The sequence below is a fragment of the Pelosinus baikalensis genome (assembly GCF_020819555.1).
GTDB lineage: Bacteria > Bacillota > Negativicutes > DSM-13327 > DSM-13327 > Pelosinus > Pelosinus baikalensis.
Genome location: NZ_JAJHJB010000005.1, coordinates 123,334 through 140,782, shown reverse-complemented (window position 1 = coordinate 140,782; position 17,449 = coordinate 123,334). Strand labels below are relative to the sequence as shown.

Sequence of the window (17,449 nt, the reverse complement as noted above, 5' to 3'; positions counted from 1 at the left end):
CCAATACTTATAGATTCACTTTACCTACCAGTTCATTTACATGAGATAAACTACGCTGTTTTATATAGTCCTTCATTCCATCTGCCACAGACTGGACAGCGCAAGGATTGATAAAGTTTGCTGTTCCCACGGCCACAGCACTAGCACCTGCTAGCATAAATTCAATAGCATCCTCTGCGGTTACAATACCACCCATACCAATAACCGGAACCTTTACTGCCCGAGCAACTTGCCATACCATGCGTACCGCGATCGGCTTCACTGCTGGTCCAGATAATCCTCCTACTACATTTCCTAGTACAGGACGCCATTTATGAATATCAATCGACATACCTAATAAGGTATTAATAAGGGATATTGCATCGGCTCCAGCGTCTTCTACAGACTGGGCCATAGCGACAATATCAGTTACATTCGGAGATAATTTTACGATCACCGGTAAATCCGTATTGCTTTTTACTTGTTTTACTACTGCTGAGGCACTATCACAGTTAGTACCAAAAGCTATCCCTCCCTCTTTTACGTTAGGGCAGGAGATATTGAGTTCTACACCAGCGACATCAGCTACATTGAGGCGAGCAGCCAATTCACCATATTCTTCAACTGTATTGCCTGAAATGTTTACGATAACTGGTACATCATAGTCTTTTAGGCGTGGCAATATCGTGGATAAAAATTCATCTACCCCCGGATTTTCCAAACCGATAGAATTTAGCATACCAGCAGGAGTCTCGGCTATTCGCCGTCCCTGATTGCCGGACCTGGGCAATAGAGTTGTGCCTTTCACAACGACTGCACCAATTTTATTTAAGTTTACAAAATCTTTATATTCTAACCCAAAACCAAAAGTTCCAGATGCAGTCATAACAGGTGTTTTCATTTTAATTCCTGCAATGGTTACGCCAAGCATATCACTATCTCCGATGCTCATGACATCACCTCCTGTGCCCAAAAAACCGGACCATCTGTACAAACCTTTTTTCGCGATCCATCTTTCCCAGCACAAGTGCAGGATAAACAACCACCAATACCACAAGCCATATATTCTTCTAAAGATACTTGACAAGGGATATTATAGGTCTTAGCAACTTTCACTACACCCTCCATCATAGTCCTGGGACCACAGGTGTAAATCACATCAAATGCACCACTTTTTAATACTTCTGGCAAAAGATCTAAGGTTACACCACAACTGCCTAATGTACCATCATCTGTGGTAATGTGGATCGCATCACACTTGTTATGAAACATATCCGCCCAGAACATCTCTTCTTTGGTACGGCCGCCCATTAGTATTTCTATAGGGCGTGGACATAAGGCGCCAGCTAAAAACATTAGCGGCGCCAGTCCCATTCCCCCTCCAACCAATAGCGAACGTTGACCATGTATGACAAAGCCATTACCCAAAGGTCCCATACAATCCACAGAATCTTTGCTAGACAAAGCCGCCAAGCAAGCAGTACCTTGACCAACTACACGATATATGGTACTTACCGTACCAGTTATACGATCTGCGCTTGAAATACTAAGAGGACGGCGCAATAAAGGATAATAGGAATCAGCTACCCTAACATGGAGAAATTGACCTGGTACAGCTTGCGCTGCAATTTCAGGTGCGTATAGCACTAACTCTTTGACGTTAACACCAATCTCTGTATTGCGCACAATCCGGGCCTCAACCACCATCTTAGGCAAGACTATCCCCTCCACCAACGTAATCTTGTATTGCTAAAACATAAGATAAACGACGTTCTCGCATAAAAGTCAAAACCTCTACTACCGCTTTAGCAGTATCCATGGAAGTAAAACAAGGAATGGCATGTTCTACCGTTGCTCTGCGGATCTTATATCCATCTCGTTCTGGTTCTTTACCATGAGTCAATGTATTAATAACCATGTTAATTTTTCCCGTTTTAATCATTTGTATAATATCAGGTTTATGTTCATGCACCTTATCTACAAGAGTGACAGATAAGCCTAAGGATTGCAGGTGTCTTGCTGTTCCTCCAGTAGCTACCAGATGATATCCAAGATCGGCCAGACACTTAGCAAGTTCTCCGCCTTCTTGCTTATCTTTATCTGCTACGGTAAATAATACAGTACCATATTCAGGTACATTCATGCCCGCCCCAGTGATTGCCTTGTATAACGCCCTGGCATAGTGATAGTCAATTCCCATGACTTCACCAGTAGACTTCATTTCTGGCCCTAAGGAGATATCCACTTGCTGCATCTTCGAAAAAGAGAATACAGGCGCTTTTACTGCTGTATAAGGTTTAGCTGGCAGCAAACCAGACTTATATCCAAGGGAGATAAGGCTTTCTCCCATCGCCACACGAGTGGCCACATTTACCATTGGCACATCAGTTACTTTACTTAAGAAAGGAATGGTACGACTGGAACGTGGATTTACTTCAATTACGTATACCTGCTCCTCGACTACTACATATTGGATATTAATAAGTCCCTTTACATTAAGCCCCACTGCCAGCCTAGTAGTATAATCTACAATGGTATCAATAACTTCCTGAGACAAGGTTTTCGTTGGGTATACAGCAATACTATCCCCTGAATGAACCCCGGCTCGTTCCACATGTTCCATGATACCCGGGATAAAGACATCTTTACCATCAGAGATGGCATCTACCTCCACCTCTGTGCCTTGCATATAACGGTCCACTAGCACTGGATGCTCTGGCGATGCTTTTACCGCTCTGGTCATATAGTCTTTTAACTCTTCTTCTGTATAGACAATTTCCATAGCTCGCCCACCTAATACATAAGAAGGTCTAACCACTACTGGGTAGCCAATTTTATTTGCTTCTATAACTGCATCTATCCCATTTGTCACTGTAGATCCTTTTGGCCGTGGTATATTATTTTGTTCAAGGAGCTCATCGAATCTCTCCCGATCTTCTGCACGATCGATACTGTCTACACTGGTACCCAATACCTTGACACCAGCTTTTGCTAAAGGACCGGCTAAATTAATCGCCGTCTGACCGCCAAATTGCACAATAACGCCTTCAGGCTTTTCTTTATCAATAATATTCATTACATCTTCTGGAGTAAGAGGTTCAAAGTATAGGCGATCGGATGTATCAAAGTCAGTACTTACCGTTTCTGGATTATTATTTACAATAATCGATTCTAGCCCCATTTCTCTAAGTGCCCAGACTGAATGCACAGAACAATAATCAAACTCTACCCCTTGACCAATACGAATGGGCCCTGAACCTAATACCATTACTTTGCGCTTATGAGATACTGTTACTTCATCTTCTTGCGCATAAGTTGAGTAATAATAAGGCGTAGCCGCTTCAAACTCAGCTGCGCAAGTATCTACCATTTTATAAGAAGGTACTATATTTTGCGTTTTACGGGAAGATCGGATTTCTTCGGTGGAACTACCAGACAACGCTGCAATCGTTTTGTCTGTAAAACCCATCTTTTTGGCTTGTAGCATACGTTCCGAAGTAATCTCTTTCGTTTGCAGTAGTACTTCCATAGCAACAATGCCTTTGATCTTATTTAAAAAGAAAGTATTTACATTTGTAATTTTATGAATTTCATCCACTGAAATCTCTCTGCGCAATGCTTCTGCGATCATAAATATACGTTCATCATTGGCTATATTTAATTTTTCACGTACATCTTCATTTGATAAGTTAGCCATTTCGGGAATCTGCAAATGATTGACTCCGATTTCCAAAGAACGTACTGCTTTTAACAGAGCACCTTCAAAAGAGCGATCGATAGACATCACTTCCCCGGTAGCTTTCATCTGCGTACCTAAGATTCGATCAGCAAACATAAATTTGTCAAAAGGCCAGCGGGGAAATTTAACTACTAAATAATCCAATGTTGGTTCAAAGCAGGCCATTGTTTTTTTCGTAACTGCATTTTGTATTTCATCAAGATGATAGCCAATCGCAATCTTACTAGCCACTTTCGCAATGGGATAACCAGTGGCTTTTGAAGCCAGGGCACTTGAACGGCTTACCCGAGGATTTACTTCAATAACATAGTATTGATTGCTATGAGGATCAAGAGCGTATTGTGCATTGCAGCCACCTTCGATTCCCAATTCTCGAATAATTTTCAGTGATGCAGTTCGCAGCATCTGATACTCATGGTCACTAAGGGTTTGTGATGGGGCTACTACAATACTATCTCCCGTATGAATGCCTACAGGGTCAAAGTTTTCCATATTGCATACTACAATACAATTGTCTGCCGCATCCCGCATGACTTCATATTCAATTTCTTTCCAGCCAGCGACACTGCGTTCAACGAGTACTTGACCAATCATACTATACTTTAGCCCGCGAATAACGACATCAATCAGTTCACTTTCGCTATTCACAATACCACCGCCAGCGCCTCCCATAGTGTAAGCAGGGCGCACAATGATCGGATAACCAATTTTTCGAGCAAATTGACAAGCACTTTCTACATCTTCTACGGTAATACTCTCTGGAACAGGCTGGCCGATGGATTGCATCGTTGCTTTAAACAGTTCACGATCCTCAGCTTTTTTAATAGCTTCTAATGAAGTCCCCAGTAGTTCTACATTAAAATTGGCAAGTACACCATTCTCATACAAATTAACAGCCAAATTAAGCCCTGCCTGACCACCTAAGGTTGCCAAGAGACCATCGGGACGTTCTTTCGCAATAATCGCTTCTAGAAAATCAGGAGTTAAAGGCTCTATATATACACGGTCTGCAACATTGGTATCTGTCATAATCGTAGCCGGATTACTGTTGACCAACACGACTTCCAATCCCTCTTCTTTTAGAGCACGGCAAGCTTGTGTACCTGCATAATCAAACTCCGCCGCTTGCCCAATTACAATTGGCCCAGATCCAATTACCATTACTTTCTTAAGATATTTCTTTTTCGGCATAATTATACTCCCTTCGGCAACAGCGCCGTAAATTCATCAAACAAATACGTATTATCGTCGGGTCCTGGCGATGCTTCCGGATGATACTGCACCGAAAATACTGGTAATTCTTTGTGACGCATCCCTTCTACAGTATTATCATTTACAGATCGATGAGTGATCGATACATCTATATTTTTCAAAGAAGATTCCTCTACCGCATATCCATGGTTTTGGGACGTAATATGCACTCTGCCTGTCAATAAGTTTTTTACAGGCTGATTGGAACCCCGATGACCAAACTTCATTTTATAGGTATCGGCACCTAAGGCTAAAGCTATCAGCTGATGCCCTAAGCAAATACCGAATATCGGTTTCTTACCAATTAATTCTTTTATCGTTTCAATAGCGTAAGGCACATCTTTAGGATCTCCTGGCCCATTTGATAAAAATATACCATCCGGATTCAGCTTTAAAATTTCCTCAGAAGTTGCATCTGCTGGTAAAACCGTCAATTTACAGCCAAGATTATGAAGGGAATTTAAAATATTTCTTTTTATGCCAAAATCCATTACCACAATGTGAGGCCCACTATTCTCCATCACATAAACCTCTGGAGTGGTTACTTCCTGTACTTCTTTCATCACGGGTACTAGGTCGAAATATTTTTTTACGACTTCTTCACTAGCATCCTCTGGGACAATAACACCTTTCATCGTCCCATTCGAACGAATACGCCGGGTAATGGCCCGAGTATCCACTCCATATATGCAAGGAATTTTATTCTCTGTCAGATATTGTATCAACGTATTTTCACATTGATAATTGCTGGGCTCTTCACAAAGCTCGCTAATAATAAAACCTCTTACAAAAGATTTTCTTGATTGCTGAAACAACTCTGCTACGCCATAATTTCCAATCAAGGGGTACGTCAAGGCTACGATTTGTCCACAATAAGAAGGGTCGGTTAATATTTCTTGATAACCTGTCATCCCTGTATTAAATACCACTTCACCAACAGCAGTACTGTCTCCTACTAATGTCCCGTAAAACACAGACCCATCTTCTAATATAAGTTTTCCTTTCATATACACACCTTACCCTTACGCATCACAAATTTACCACTTACTATGGTGGCAACTGCTTTGCCCTTTAGTATTTTTTTATCAAATGGAGTATGCTTGCCTTTTGTATAAAAAGCACTACTATCTACAGTCCATTCTAATTCAGTATCAATAATAGCGATATCTGCTGGCGCACCTGCTTTTAAACTGCCTGCATCGATATTCAATATTGAAGCTGGGGCAGTTGACATCTTTTCAACAATCTCAACCAATGTAAATTTTCCAGTATGGTAAAGATCGGTCAGAATGACTCCCACTGCTGTTTCAAGGCCTGCAAATCCAGGTGGAGCCTGTCTAAATTCAATATCTTTTTCTTCAAAAGCGTGAGGTGCATGGTCTGTCGCAATGGCATCCAAGGTTCCATCTTTTAACCCTTCTAACAAGGCAGCAACATGATCTGCAGAACGCAGGGGCGGATTCACTTTAGCTGCTGTATTAAATGTTTTGACCGCTTCATCCGTTAGTGTCAAATGATGAGGCGTTGCTTCAGCAGTAACTTTTACGCCACGTTTTTTTGCTTGACGAATTAATTCTACTGCCCCTTTACTACTTACATGAGCAATGTGCAGGCGGGAATCTGTGTACTGGGCGAGCATGATATCCCGAGCCACAGCAATATCTTCTGCAACTGAAGGGCGCCCCTTCATTCCTAACATAGCCGAAATGGCACCTTCATGCATAACTCCCTCATCCACTAAAGACTCATCTTCAGCATGAGAGATCACAGGACATCCAAACATGCTTGTATATTCCAGGCCTATTTTAAAAAGGCGATTGTTATCCAAGGAACTTCCATCATCAGAAATAGCCACCGCACCAGAAAGTATCATATCACCAATTTCAGCTAATTCTTTGCCTTGCTGTCCTTTACTCAAGGCACCAATCACCTTCACATTGACGACTCCTTCCAGCTGGGCTCTATGCAATATTCCTGAGACTATAATTGCCTGATCCACTACCGGTTTTGTATTGGGCATGCAAGCAATAGTAGTGAAGCCTCCCGCCGCCGCCGCTTTCGTACCTGATGCAATATCTTCTTTTGCCTCTAAGCCTGGTTCTCGCAAATGTACATGCATATCAACAAATCCAGGAGCAATCACCAATCCTTGGGCATCAAAAACTTCTACTCCTGTCGTACTTAAATTCTCCCCGATTTGCGAAACAAGACCATTTTCAATAAGTAAATCGGCTACCTGATTATAATTCTGAGTAGGATCAATAATAGTTCCACCTTTAAGCAGTAGTTTCAATGTTCTTACCTCCTGTCAGCACTAAAAACAAAGCTGCCATTCTGATTGCCAATCCATTCTTTACTTGCTCCTGAATAACAGATTGATCACCATATGCTACATCAGGAGATATTTCTAATCCTCGATTCATAGGACCAGGATGCATAATCAATGCATCTGGTTTAGCTAAATCCAAGCGTGCTTGATTAATACCAAAAATGCGAGCATATTCTCGTGCTGAAGGAAATAATCCTTTATGCTGCCGCTCTCGTTGAATGCGCAGTACATTTACAACATCAGCTCCCTCAAGAGCCTCTTCTACCTTATTATGCACATGTACTCCAACTTCCTGTATATAATAAGGCATTAATGTTTTAGGCCCTGCTAAATGTACTTCGGCTCCCATTTTTAAAAGTCCCCAAATATTGGATCTAGCAACTCGACTATGAAAGATATCACCAACGATAGCTACTTTTAATCCATCGAGTTTTCCTTTGACTTCTTTCATCGTAAACATGTCCAGCAATCCTTGAGTAGGGTGTTCGTGAGCACCATCTCCAGCATTAATGATTACAGGCGACGCTACGTTGGCTGCATATTGTGCTGCCCCTTCTGCTTCATGGCGCATAACAATTACATCAACGCCCATAGCTTCAACCGTATATAAAGTATCTCTAAGACTTTCACCTTTTGTCACGCTGCTGGCACTAGCAGTGATATTAACCACATCTGCTCCCAAGTATTTACCTGCTAATTCAAAAGAAGTGCGTGTCCGAGTACTGGCCTCAAAAAACAGGTTTACAATTGATTTCCCTCTTAATGTAGGTACTTTTTTGATATCTCGATCAATAATCCCCTTCATTTGACATGCTGTCTCTAAAATCACTTCTATTTCAGGCACTGTCATCATTTCAAGACCTAAAATATCTTTGCCGCGTAATGATATCTGGCGTTTACTCACTGTGACTCCTCCTTATATAAAAAACTCCTTACTATATACGCAAGGAGTTTCAATAACAACAAGACAAGCTTGTGCCAAACAAACATCCTTGCCAAACTCTCTGGATTAGCTTAAAGGATAGTATTTGTATTTTTTCTATAGAATACGCCCTACTAATATTAATTACAATACAGCAATTTATATTTATGCATGTTTTGCTCATATATATACTATCAAATTATTGAAATGATTGTCAATCCTTTTAACAAAACATAAAAAACCTTCTCACGTGTGGCAACGCAAGAAGGCATAAATATACACTACTCTATTAAATGTCTCCTTTGCAGCCTCACAGGACTACGTTAAAGGCAGTATTCTATTGAATATACTATATCAAACCAGTGTATATTTGTCAACAATATTAAGCATTACATTATAATATTGATTTAACCACCCATTAGCATAAAAATGTAGACTTTAGGTAGAATTTTTATTGTCCTTGTATCTTACTCTCATTTATTTAGCAACTCAACTTGATAAAGAGGTCTTTCTTTGTTATAATAAAAATCACCACAATATTAGTACCAGATTCTATTATCTAGTTATATTATTTGACATACAATTTTATTTTTTTAAATTTCATTGCAAAAGGTAGATGAAAAGACTCTATCCTTGCAAAAAATTGGAGGCAATAAAAATATGGCAACTGTTTTCGAAAAAATTAATGAGTTAAAAAGAAAACAAGAAAAGATTAAGCAAGGTGGAGGAGAAAAGCGCATTGAAAAGCAACATGCGAGCGGCAAACTTACCGCCCGTGAACGCATAGCTAAACTTCTTGATCCTAACACTTTTATTGAATTTGATCAGTTTATCAAACACCGTTGTAATAATTTTGGCATGGAAGAACAGGAAAATCCTGGCGAAGGAGTTATAACTGGTCATGGCACTGTCAATGGTCGCTTAGTATTTGTATTTGCACAAGACTTTACTGTCGTCGGTGGTTCCCTAGGCGAAATGCATGCAGCTAAAATTGTAAAGGTCCAAGAAATGGCCTTAAAAGTGGGAGCTCCTATTATTGGAATTAATGATTCGGGCGGTGCACGAATTCAAGAAGGTGTTGATGCATTAGCAGGATACGGTGATATATTTTTCAATAATACCATGGCTTCAGGAGTGATTCCTCAAATCTCAGTTATTATGGGTCCATGTGCTGGTGGAGCTGTCTATTCTCCTGCACTCACTGATTTTGTTTTTATGGTGGATAGGACGAGTCAAATGTTTATCACAGGACCACAAGTTATAAAGACTGTTACTGGTGAAGAAGTCTCTGCCGAGGTATTAGGCGGTGCAATGACTCATAATTCCACATCAGGGGTTGCCCACTTTATTGCTGCCAATGATGAAAATTGCCTAGAGCAGGTTCGTTATTTATTAAGTTTTTTACCAAGTAACAATCTTGACTCTTTACCTAAATACGAAACTACAGATGCACCAAATCGTATGGATGAAGCCTTAAATACTGCAATCGCTGATGATCCTTCAATTCCCTATGATATGAAAAATATCATCAGAATGATTGTTGATACTGGTGATTTTTATGAAGCTCAACCTTTTTTCGCACAAAATATCATCACTTGTTTTGCTCGCATGGACGGTCGAAGTGTAGGAATTATTGCAAGTCAACCTAAAGTAATGGCTGGATGTATGGATATTAATACATCGGATAAGTGCGCTCGCTTTATCCGCTTTTGCGATGCCTTTAATATTCCTTTAGTGACTTTAGTAGATGTCCCTGGTTTCCTGCCGGGCACTAGTCAAGAATATGGCGGAATCATTCGCCATGGCGCTAAGGTCTTATACGCCTATTCTGAGGCAACCGTTCCTAAGGTTACTGTTATTACCCGCAAATCCTATGGCGGAGCATATATTGGTATGTGCTCAAGACACCTCGGAGCCGATATGGTATTCGCTTGGCCAACAGCAGAAATTGCCGTAATGGGTCCTGCTGGAGCAGCCAATATTATTTTTCGAGGAGATGCAGAGGTGGCAGAAAAAACACAAAAATACGTAAATGATTTTGCAACGCCTTACAAAGCTGCTGAACGGGGCTTTGTTGATTATATTATTGAACCTAAAGAAACGAGAATCCGTATCATCGAAGCTCTTAACATGCTCAAAACAAAAACAGAAACTAGACCCGCAAAAAAGCACGGCAATATCCCTCTGTAAAAGCAAAAGCTCTACATTTTATGCAGCATACCCGAAAAAACCTTCTCCTCATTCTAAAAAAGGAGAAGGTTTTTTCATGCGAATGGCAAATAGTATGACAATGACTTGCTATGCTCAATACTATTATTAATTTCTTCGTGATAAAATAAGCTTTAAATTATAGAAAGAAGGATTCTACCATGAATAACAAACAATTTGTACTACAAAATTTATTACTGTATCGCAACATTCTCTCCGACAGCATTATAAAAAAATTACAGTTTCTCTGGGAAAGGAATTGCCCTCATTATACATACTATGAATTATATAGTGAACTTTTAATCAAGGCGGAACAATTGCGTTTAGAGGGAGATCTACTAAAAAATTACATTATTTATTTAGTTTCTAAAGATGAAAATCTATTTAGTAAAACTGCTGAAAAGAGCAATGGAACGCTAGATACAAGTTCCACTTTATATCAGGCAGCATTACATGATTGCAAAGTTTTAAAAAATTTTCTAATTCGAGATTTACCTACTATAACGGGAAAAGATAGCATCGATTTAATTCATAATTTTGTACCAACCGTGTACAGTAAAGCGACAAGTAATATATCAACCCTTTATAATCACTTTGCTACAGAATCCACCCCACTTGATGTTCTGGTTCAGGAACTAATGAATCATTATTCTTGCTATTCTTGCGGCATCATGTCCGACTATACCGCTTTGCGCTGGAACAGCAGTACAGGCCTTACAGGAATAAAGAATTATGATACCATTCAGCTGCAAGATATAACAGGATATGAGCACCAAAAAGAAACATTGCTACAAAATACTCTTGCCTTTCTTAATCATAAACCAGCAAATAATATTTTACTGATTGGTTCCCCAGGAACAGGAAAATCATCTTCTGTTAAGGCACTCTTAAATGAACCTATTATCAAAAATCTTCGTCTCATAGAAGTTTCTAAATTAGAGCTAAAATCTTTAAATCAATTACTGGGGATTCTCAGGGAATATTCTCAGAAGTTCATTATTTTTCTTGATGATTTATCTTTTGAAGAATTTGAAATTGAATATAAATATTTAAAATCCATTATTGATGGCGGCGTGGAAAGAACCCCCTCCAACGTTCTGATTTATGCCACTTCTAACAGAATGCATTTAATCAAAGAAATGATCGAAAAGGAAATTCAGATGATGTACATCGCTTTGATACAGTAAATGAAAAGTTGTCCTTGTCAGACCGTTTCGGCATCACTCTCACCTATTTGTCCCCAAGTCAAGTAGAATACCTTATTATTGTAGAGCAACTGGCAATAAAAAATAAAATTAACCTGCCATTAGAACAATTGCAGGCTGCAGCACTAAGATGGGAACGGCAGCATAACAGACGTTCAGGACGAACAGGACAACAATTTATTAATCATCTTTTAAGCCAGAGATAACGCAAAAGACCTTAGCTCTAAAGCTAAGGTCTTTTGCGTTGTATATATATTTTTAAAAAAATCTGCAAATCATTATAGATTATCAATCTGCCAATGGATGGGACTTTTTCCCCTTGATGCTAAAATTGTATTTGTTTTCGAAAAAGGCTTGCTTTTAAAGAAACCTCTGCATGCAGATAATGGACTAGGATGAACCGATTTAATAATATGGTGATTCTTATTCGTAATTAAGTTTGTCTTAGACTGAGCATTACTTCCCCATAAAATAAATACAATGGGTTCTTCTCTTTGGTTTAACAAGCTGATAATCTTATCTGTCACCTGTTCCCACCCCATATTTCTATGAGAATTCGCTTGCCCTGCTAAAACAGTAAGAACGGTATTAAGAAGCAACACACCCTGATCTGCCCACCGCTTAAGATAGCCATGATTCGGTATATAACAATCTACATCATCTTTTAGCTCTTTATAAATATTCATTAAAGATGGCGGAGCCTGGATTCCCGGTTTCACCGAGAAGCTTAATCCATGAGCCTGATTCGGCCCATGATATGGATCTTGCCCCAATATGACCACTTTTACATTCTGATAAGCTGTATAATGGAGAGCATTAAAAATATCATATTTATTTGGATAAACAGTCTTGGTTCGGTATTCTTGTATTAGAAATTGCCGCAGGTTTAAGTAATAGTCTTTTTTAAATTCGTCTTCAAGCAATTCTTGCCAATCATTTTTAAATATTATCATATTTCATCACCGTTTTTTATTATAGCATACATAAAAAGTTAATTAAATAGCTATAAAACACGATTTTCGTCCTTTTTACCAGCCACACAGCCAGCTGGTTCTTTACGAAAAAAGCCTTTAGAAAAATTCTAAAGACTTTTCAAGAGCGATTCGGCAAAATAACGAATGCGAACTATTCCTTCTGCATAGACCGAATCTTTAATTTTATATTTTTTATTTTTTTAGATTTTCTTCACTTTCTAAACCATCAAAAGAAATATCAGGTGCTCCACAAGTGAAAGGAGTGTTACAGAACGGACAGTTTGTTGGTAATTATCCCTTTTCTGTTGAAATGATAAAGGGATAATGGCAATTGTCACATAGATATTTCTTAATCGTTATAACATTTGTATACATTTAAATCCCCTCCTACTATTTACAACATTATTGTCGGATAATTCTTACATCTTCCTTGTTATTATTTTAACATACTTATTTTGTTAAAACAATAACTTTCTTTTTACGAATACAGTAGTATACTCTTTTAAAATATGATTTGGGAAAATGGCAACAGCTGACCTTATATCCTTCTAGGAAATTCATAATCACGCTCGGCAAAAGATGTATACATAAAATTAAAAAGCTTATAAGCAAAAGCCTATAAGCCATTAGTTAAGGTTTGGTGCGGTAGAATGGATTTGAACCATCACGAGGTTGCCCCCGCCAGCCCCTCAAGCTGGTGCGTCTGCCGTTCCGCCACTACCGCGCATGAAATATGCAAGCATATTTGTTTAACAAAATAAACATTGTAAAGTTGGTGCGGTCGAGAGGACTTGAACCTCCACGAAGTTTCCCTCACTAGAACCTGAATCTAGCGCGTCTGCCGTTCCGCCACGACCGCATAGTAAACTACTTCAGCACAACTTTATAGAGTTTTGTTTTACCGACATATACTATTATACCTTTTCATAACAAAATGTCAACAAGATTTTCAATTATCTTTGTAAATTGGTTTTCTCTTCCTGTTACTTTGCTGCAAAACCCCATTGCCAAGCATTCCACAAATTACCGGAGGGGGTTGGATTGGCCTGATAATTCATAACCTTCTTTTTTACCACATCGATATTGTTTCTAAAATAAAGGGGTATGATTGGACATTCTTGTATAATCAAATCCTGAATACGAAAGGATATTTGTTTACGTTTTTCAATATCGACAGTACGGATACCTTGATCTGTCAAAGCATCAATTTCTGCATTTCTCCAACCAGAGTAATTCTGACCATCATATTGATTGTTTCTATTTGGTATTTTTTTAGAGTTCCACAAATTAAAATTATTCGGATCAACCCCAGCAACCCAGGCATACATAACTGTTTCAAACCGACGATTCTTTAAAAGATCATCAAAGAAAATCTTTCCCTCTACCATCTTAACTTCTGCTTGGATGCCAACTTCTTTTAATTGATAGGATATAGCTTGCGCTACGAGCTCTCGTGTTTTATGTCCCGTTGGCACACTGAGGGAGAATGATAACTTACGTCCATCTTTTGCAAAAATTCCATCCGTTCCTTGCTGCCAGCCAGCTTGAGATAAAAGTTCGCGAGCTGCTGCGACATCATGTGTAACTGGCGTTATTGCAAGGTTATATCCCCAAGATAAAGGGGATTGATCACTTACAGCTGTACTTGCTGAATTTTTCAACACATTGGCAATAAGAGCTTGCTTGTCGATACCTAAAGCAATCGCTTGCCGTACCTTCACATCCTGAAATAAGGTATTGTCTAAATTAAAGTCAACATGCTCCCAAATCATGTTAGGAGTACTGACCACCTGAATACCTTCGATACCTTTTATTTGATCGATTTGAGATGAAGGTACATTAGTCACAATATCCAATGCGCCAACTTTTAGTTGACTGAGCATAACATTCGTATCAGGTATGACTTTATAAAGGATGGAATCAAGGTTAGGCTTACCGCGATAATACGCTGTATTAGCTTCTAATAAAAGAGCTTCGGACATATGCCATTCCTTAAGTCTAAAAGGGCCTGTACCAATAGGAGCTCGATTGAAAGAAGACTTATTAATGTCTTCTTTTTCTAATATATGCTTTGGCAAAATACTCTTAAACAGGGTTAAATAAGGTGGATAATATTCTCTATAGTGTATAATCACCGTATAGCTGTCAGGAGTATCAATAGCCTGAATTTTATCATATCCTTCTCTAGATATTACATTAACTCCTGAATTCATAATCATCTGCCAAGTAAATTTAACATCTTCTGCAGTAAAGGATTTACCATCATGCCAAGTTACACCATGACGAAGTTTATATTTTATCGTTAAGCCATCGGGGCTTACTCCGCCATTTTGCAAAGTGGGAACTTCAAGAGCAAGATCCGGCAGCCATTCTCCCCTTGCATCATTTACTATCAAGCTGCTAAAAATCAAACTACTGACCTCTGCAGTTGCTAAAAGATCGGATAATAATGGGTTTAATGTGTTTGGTTCTTGCAAACTACCATAAACTAATTGCCCGCCTGGTTTGATCTCATTCTTTGGAGAATCTGGCAGGGTTTTAGAACTGCAACCACTTGCCAGCATAACAAGCATTAGCAGACACAGCATTATACTACATCTGCGACTAAGCATCATTACAATTCTCCTCAGAAGAGCCAGATTAATCATCTCGTATCTTACTGACACTATTCTTCCATATCGCAAAGCTACCGCTCTCCTATCTACCATATAACTCCTGATAGCGCTTTTTACTATATAAAACTCGATCTACATATTTTTTAGTTTCTCCAAAGGGGATTTTTTTAGAGTCATGAAATGACATATCCCATGCATATTGCCCCATCCACTGCTTTACATTGCCCCTGCCACCATTATAAGCAGCTAACATTAATACTTCATTACCTTTAAATTCTTTTTTTAAAGATGCTAAATACCACGTTCCCATACTAATACTTATTTCAGGATTTTCTAGCTGCGTAGTAGTAAAGTCATTATTTTCCATCTGTTCGGCTACCCATTTTGCCGTTTCAGGCATCATCTGCATCAATCCTAAAGCTCCCTTAGGAGACACGGCTTTTGTATCGAATTTACTTTCTGTTCGTATCACACCAGCAACAAGAAAGGGATCCAACTCTCTTTCCAGAGCATACTGGTACACAATATCCTGGTAAGGGAAAGGGTAAATATATTTTTTTTGAAACCAGTCAGTATTATATACTCCATATCCAATAATGGCCAATATTACTATATTCCTCACCAGGACTTTCATCCAGGTTAAAATCCCCAAAAAAATCACTCCGTTACTATGTTAGTAGGTATCATCCTACAAAATTCTACTCAAAACACGCAGAAAGTAGAACAACTAATCATTCACGCCATAACATTATTCATTTTCTCACGTACATTCAGCCATGCTGTTATGACCTGCTGTTTCGTATTCTCAACATCTAACGTATTGTCAATTACCAAATGTGACCGCTTAGCTTTTTCAGTTATATTGAGTTGAGCATTAATTCGATCCATGGCCTCCTTGTTGGTTAACTGATTGCGAGAGATTAACCGCGAAAGCTGTACTGATGGATCAACGTAAACCACCCAAATTTCATCAACCTTACTTTGCCAACCTGCTTCAAATAATAATGGTATATCGATAACAACAGTCCTATGCCCCAGCTGTTCCGCCTTCTTAATGCAATTATCAACTTGTGCTTCAATATAGGGATGAATCATTTTCTCCAAGCAGGAGCGTTCCTTCGGATTTTGAAATATGATATTTCCTAACATTTTTCGATTCACATTTCCATCCGGCAGCATAATTTCATCACCAAAGTGAGCCATAATCGCAAGCAAGGCAGGCTGCTTAGGCATAACCACTTCGCGAGCTATTTTATCTGTATCAATAATGTAAGCTCCCAGTTTCGCCAACATGGAACTTACCGTACTTTTACCACTTGCAATCCCACCAGTTAGACCAATCACATACATGAAGCGTTCCTCCCACAATTACGGTGCTTATTTTTGACACTTTGGACAAAAATGAGTTCCACGGCCCGCTACCTCTTTACGATGGATCGGTGTGCCGCAAGAAAGGCACGGCTCATCTTTACGTCCATATACGTTAAGGTGATACTGATGACTGCCACTTTTCCCATCGCCATCACGGTAATCACGGAAGGTCGTTCCTCCATGCTCTATACCATCTGCGATTACTTTATTAATCGCATGATACAATTTTTCATTTTCATTTTCACTTAAACTGCTAGCGATGCGTTCTGGATGGATACCAGCAATAGCCATGCATTCGTCCACATAGATATTACCCAATCCGCCTATATATTTTTGATTCAATAGGATCGCTTTAATTTTTCCATGGTGTTTTTTCAGCATTTCCGTTAAGTAAACTAGCGAAAATTCAGGGGTTAGGGGTTCTGGTCCCATAGTAAAAAGACCAGCAATTCTCCACAATTCATCAAAGGGCATTAAGTATAAGGTTCCCAATGTACGAGTATCCGCATATACCAATAAATCACCATTATCTAATTTAAATATAATGCGAGTAAACTTGTCTTTTTCTCCATCCCGTGTGATATATTGCAACCGCCCTGTCATGCGAAGATGTATAACTAAGACTTGCTTATCGTCTAAATGGAATAATAAATATTTACCTCTTCTCGCTACAGTCACAATTTTTCTGTTTGTTAATACAGCTTGAAACTCTGCAGATGAAGGCCATTTCACCAATCGCGCCAATAAAAACTCAACTTCTACAATTGTACGCCCTGAAATTTTATCTATGAGGCTGCGTCGAATGATTTCCACCTCTGGCATTTCTGGCATGTTTGACCTCCTAGTTCATGTCATT

At 39.1% G+C, this 17,449-nt stretch carries 12 protein-coding genes, 2 tRNA genes and 1 pseudogene; 2 read left to right on the top strand and 13 right to left on the bottom strand.

The genetic code is table 11. The features are described from left to right. Positions 1–7: 7 nt before the first annotated feature. From LMF89_RS05780 to LMF89_RS05755, 6 genes are read right to left on the bottom strand one after another with little or no spacing between them, the layout of a single operon-like run. On the bottom strand, positions 8–931 hold the full coding sequence (locus LMF89_RS05780; RefSeq protein ID WP_229534289.1) for a dihydroorotate dehydrogenase: 924 nt from the start codon (positions 929–931) through the stop codon (positions 8–10). Beyond that, complete coding sequence (locus LMF89_RS05775; protein WP_229534288.1) at positions 928–1,695, bottom strand: dihydroorotate dehydrogenase electron transfer subunit; 768 nt, start codon at positions 1,693–1,695, stop codon at positions 928–930. Before LMF89_RS05775 ends, LMF89_RS05780 begins: the two co-directional genes overlap by 4 nt. Continuing rightward, a complete protein-coding gene (gene carB, locus LMF89_RS05770) occupies positions 1,688–4,909 on the bottom strand; it encodes a carbamoyl-phosphate synthase large subunit (RefSeq protein WP_229534287.1) in 3,222 nt (1,073 codons plus the stop codon). Before carB ends, LMF89_RS05775 begins: the two co-directional genes overlap by 8 nt. Positions 4,910–4,911: 2 nt before the next feature. Then, the gene (gene carA, locus LMF89_RS05765) at positions 4,912–5,976 is read right to left on the bottom strand and encodes a glutamine-hydrolyzing carbamoyl-phosphate synthase small subunit (protein ID WP_229534286.1); all 1,065 of its coding nucleotides are present in this window, start codon (positions 5,974–5,976) and stop codon (positions 4,912–4,914) included. Beyond that, entirely contained in the window at positions 5,973–7,262 is a 1,290-nt protein-coding gene (locus LMF89_RS05760; RefSeq protein WP_229534285.1) for a dihydroorotase, read from the bottom strand. Before LMF89_RS05760 ends, carA begins: the two co-directional genes overlap by 4 nt. Then, the gene (locus tag LMF89_RS05755; RefSeq protein ID WP_229534284.1) at positions 7,246–8,202 is read right to left on the bottom strand and encodes an aspartate carbamoyltransferase catalytic subunit; all 957 of its coding nucleotides are present in this window, start codon (positions 8,200–8,202) and stop codon (positions 7,246–7,248) included. Before LMF89_RS05755 ends, LMF89_RS05760 begins: the two co-directional genes overlap by 17 nt. A gap of 678 nt (positions 8,203–8,880) precedes the next feature. On the opposite strand from LMF89_RS05755, the gene mmdA reads away from it, so the two are divergent. Both mmdA and LMF89_RS05745 read left to right on the top strand, forming a co-directional pair. Further along, positions 8,881–10,410 carry a methylmalonyl-CoA decarboxylase subunit alpha gene (gene mmdA / locus LMF89_RS05750; RefSeq protein ID WP_229534283.1) on the top strand — a complete coding sequence of 510 codons (1,530 nt, stop codon included), beginning with the start codon at positions 8,881–8,883 and terminating at the stop codon, positions 10,408–10,410. A gap of 179 nt (positions 10,411–10,589) precedes the next feature. After that, positions 10,590–11,839, top strand: a pseudogene (locus LMF89_RS05745) (ATP-binding protein). Positions 11,840–11,911: 72 nt separating this feature from the next. Here the strand turns inward: LMF89_RS05745 and LMF89_RS05735 are convergent. From LMF89_RS05735 to mutM, 7 genes are all read right to left on the bottom strand, one after another. Further along, on the bottom strand, positions 11,912–12,586 hold the full coding sequence (locus LMF89_RS05735) for a uracil-DNA glycosylase (RefSeq protein WP_229534280.1): 675 nt from the start codon (positions 12,584–12,586) through the stop codon (positions 11,912–11,914). 659 nt (positions 12,587–13,245) lie between these two features. After that, a tRNA-Leu gene (locus LMF89_RS05730) sits at positions 13,246–13,331 on the bottom strand. A 49-nt stretch (positions 13,332–13,380) separates the two neighbouring features. After that, a tRNA-Leu gene (locus LMF89_RS05725) sits at positions 13,381–13,466 on the bottom strand. A 124-nt stretch (positions 13,467–13,590) separates the two neighbouring features. Continuing rightward, positions 13,591–15,222: a peptide ABC transporter substrate-binding protein gene (locus LMF89_RS05720; RefSeq protein ID WP_229534279.1), complete on the bottom strand. Its 1,632-nt coding sequence runs from the start codon at positions 15,220–15,222 to the stop codon at positions 13,591–13,593. 82 nt (positions 15,223–15,304) lie between these two features. Then, positions 15,305–15,844 carry a lytic transglycosylase domain-containing protein gene (locus LMF89_RS05715; RefSeq protein WP_229534278.1) on the bottom strand — a complete coding sequence of 180 codons (540 nt, stop codon included), beginning with the start codon at positions 15,842–15,844 and terminating at the stop codon, positions 15,305–15,307. Positions 15,845–15,957: 113 nt separating this feature from the next. Next, positions 15,958–16,572: a dephospho-CoA kinase gene (coaE, locus tag LMF89_RS05710; RefSeq protein WP_229534277.1), complete on the bottom strand. Its 615-nt coding sequence runs from the start codon at positions 16,570–16,572 to the stop codon at positions 15,958–15,960. Positions 16,573–16,599: 27 nt separating this feature from the next. After that, positions 16,600–17,424 (bottom strand): DNA-formamidopyrimidine glycosylase, encoded by an 825-nt coding sequence (mutM, locus tag LMF89_RS05705; protein WP_229534276.1) that lies wholly within the window; start codon positions 17,422–17,424, stop codon positions 16,600–16,602. Positions 17,425–17,449 lie beyond the last annotated feature (25 nt).

Coding starts and splice junctions, on each gene's coding strand:
- mutM (WP_229534276.1), bottom strand. CDS start 17,424: ATGCCAGAAATGCCAGAGGTGGAAATCATTCGACGCAGCCTCATAGAT.
- LMF89_RS05780 (WP_229534289.1), bottom strand. CDS start 931: ATGAGCATCGGAGATAGTGATATGCTTGGCGTAACCATTGCAGGAATT.
- carB (WP_229534287.1), bottom strand. CDS start 4,909: ATGCCGAAAAAGAAATATCTTAAGAAAGTAATGGTAATTGGATCTGGG.
- mmdA (WP_229534283.1), top strand. CDS start 8,881: ATGGCAACTGTTTTCGAAAAAATTAATGAGTTAAAAAGAAAACAAGAA.
- carA (WP_229534286.1), bottom strand. CDS start 5,976: ATGAAAGGAAAACTTATATTAGAAGATGGGTCTGTGTTTTACGGGACA.
- LMF89_RS05720 (WP_229534279.1), bottom strand. CDS start 15,222: ATGATGCTTAGTCGCAGATGTAGTATAATGCTGTGTCTGCTAATGCTT.
- coaE (WP_229534277.1), bottom strand. CDS start 16,572: ATGTATGTGATTGGTCTAACTGGTGGGATTGCAAGTGGTAAAAGTACG.
- LMF89_RS05735 (WP_229534280.1), bottom strand. CDS start 12,586: ATGATAATATTTAAAAATGATTGGCAAGAATTGCTTGAAGACGAATTT.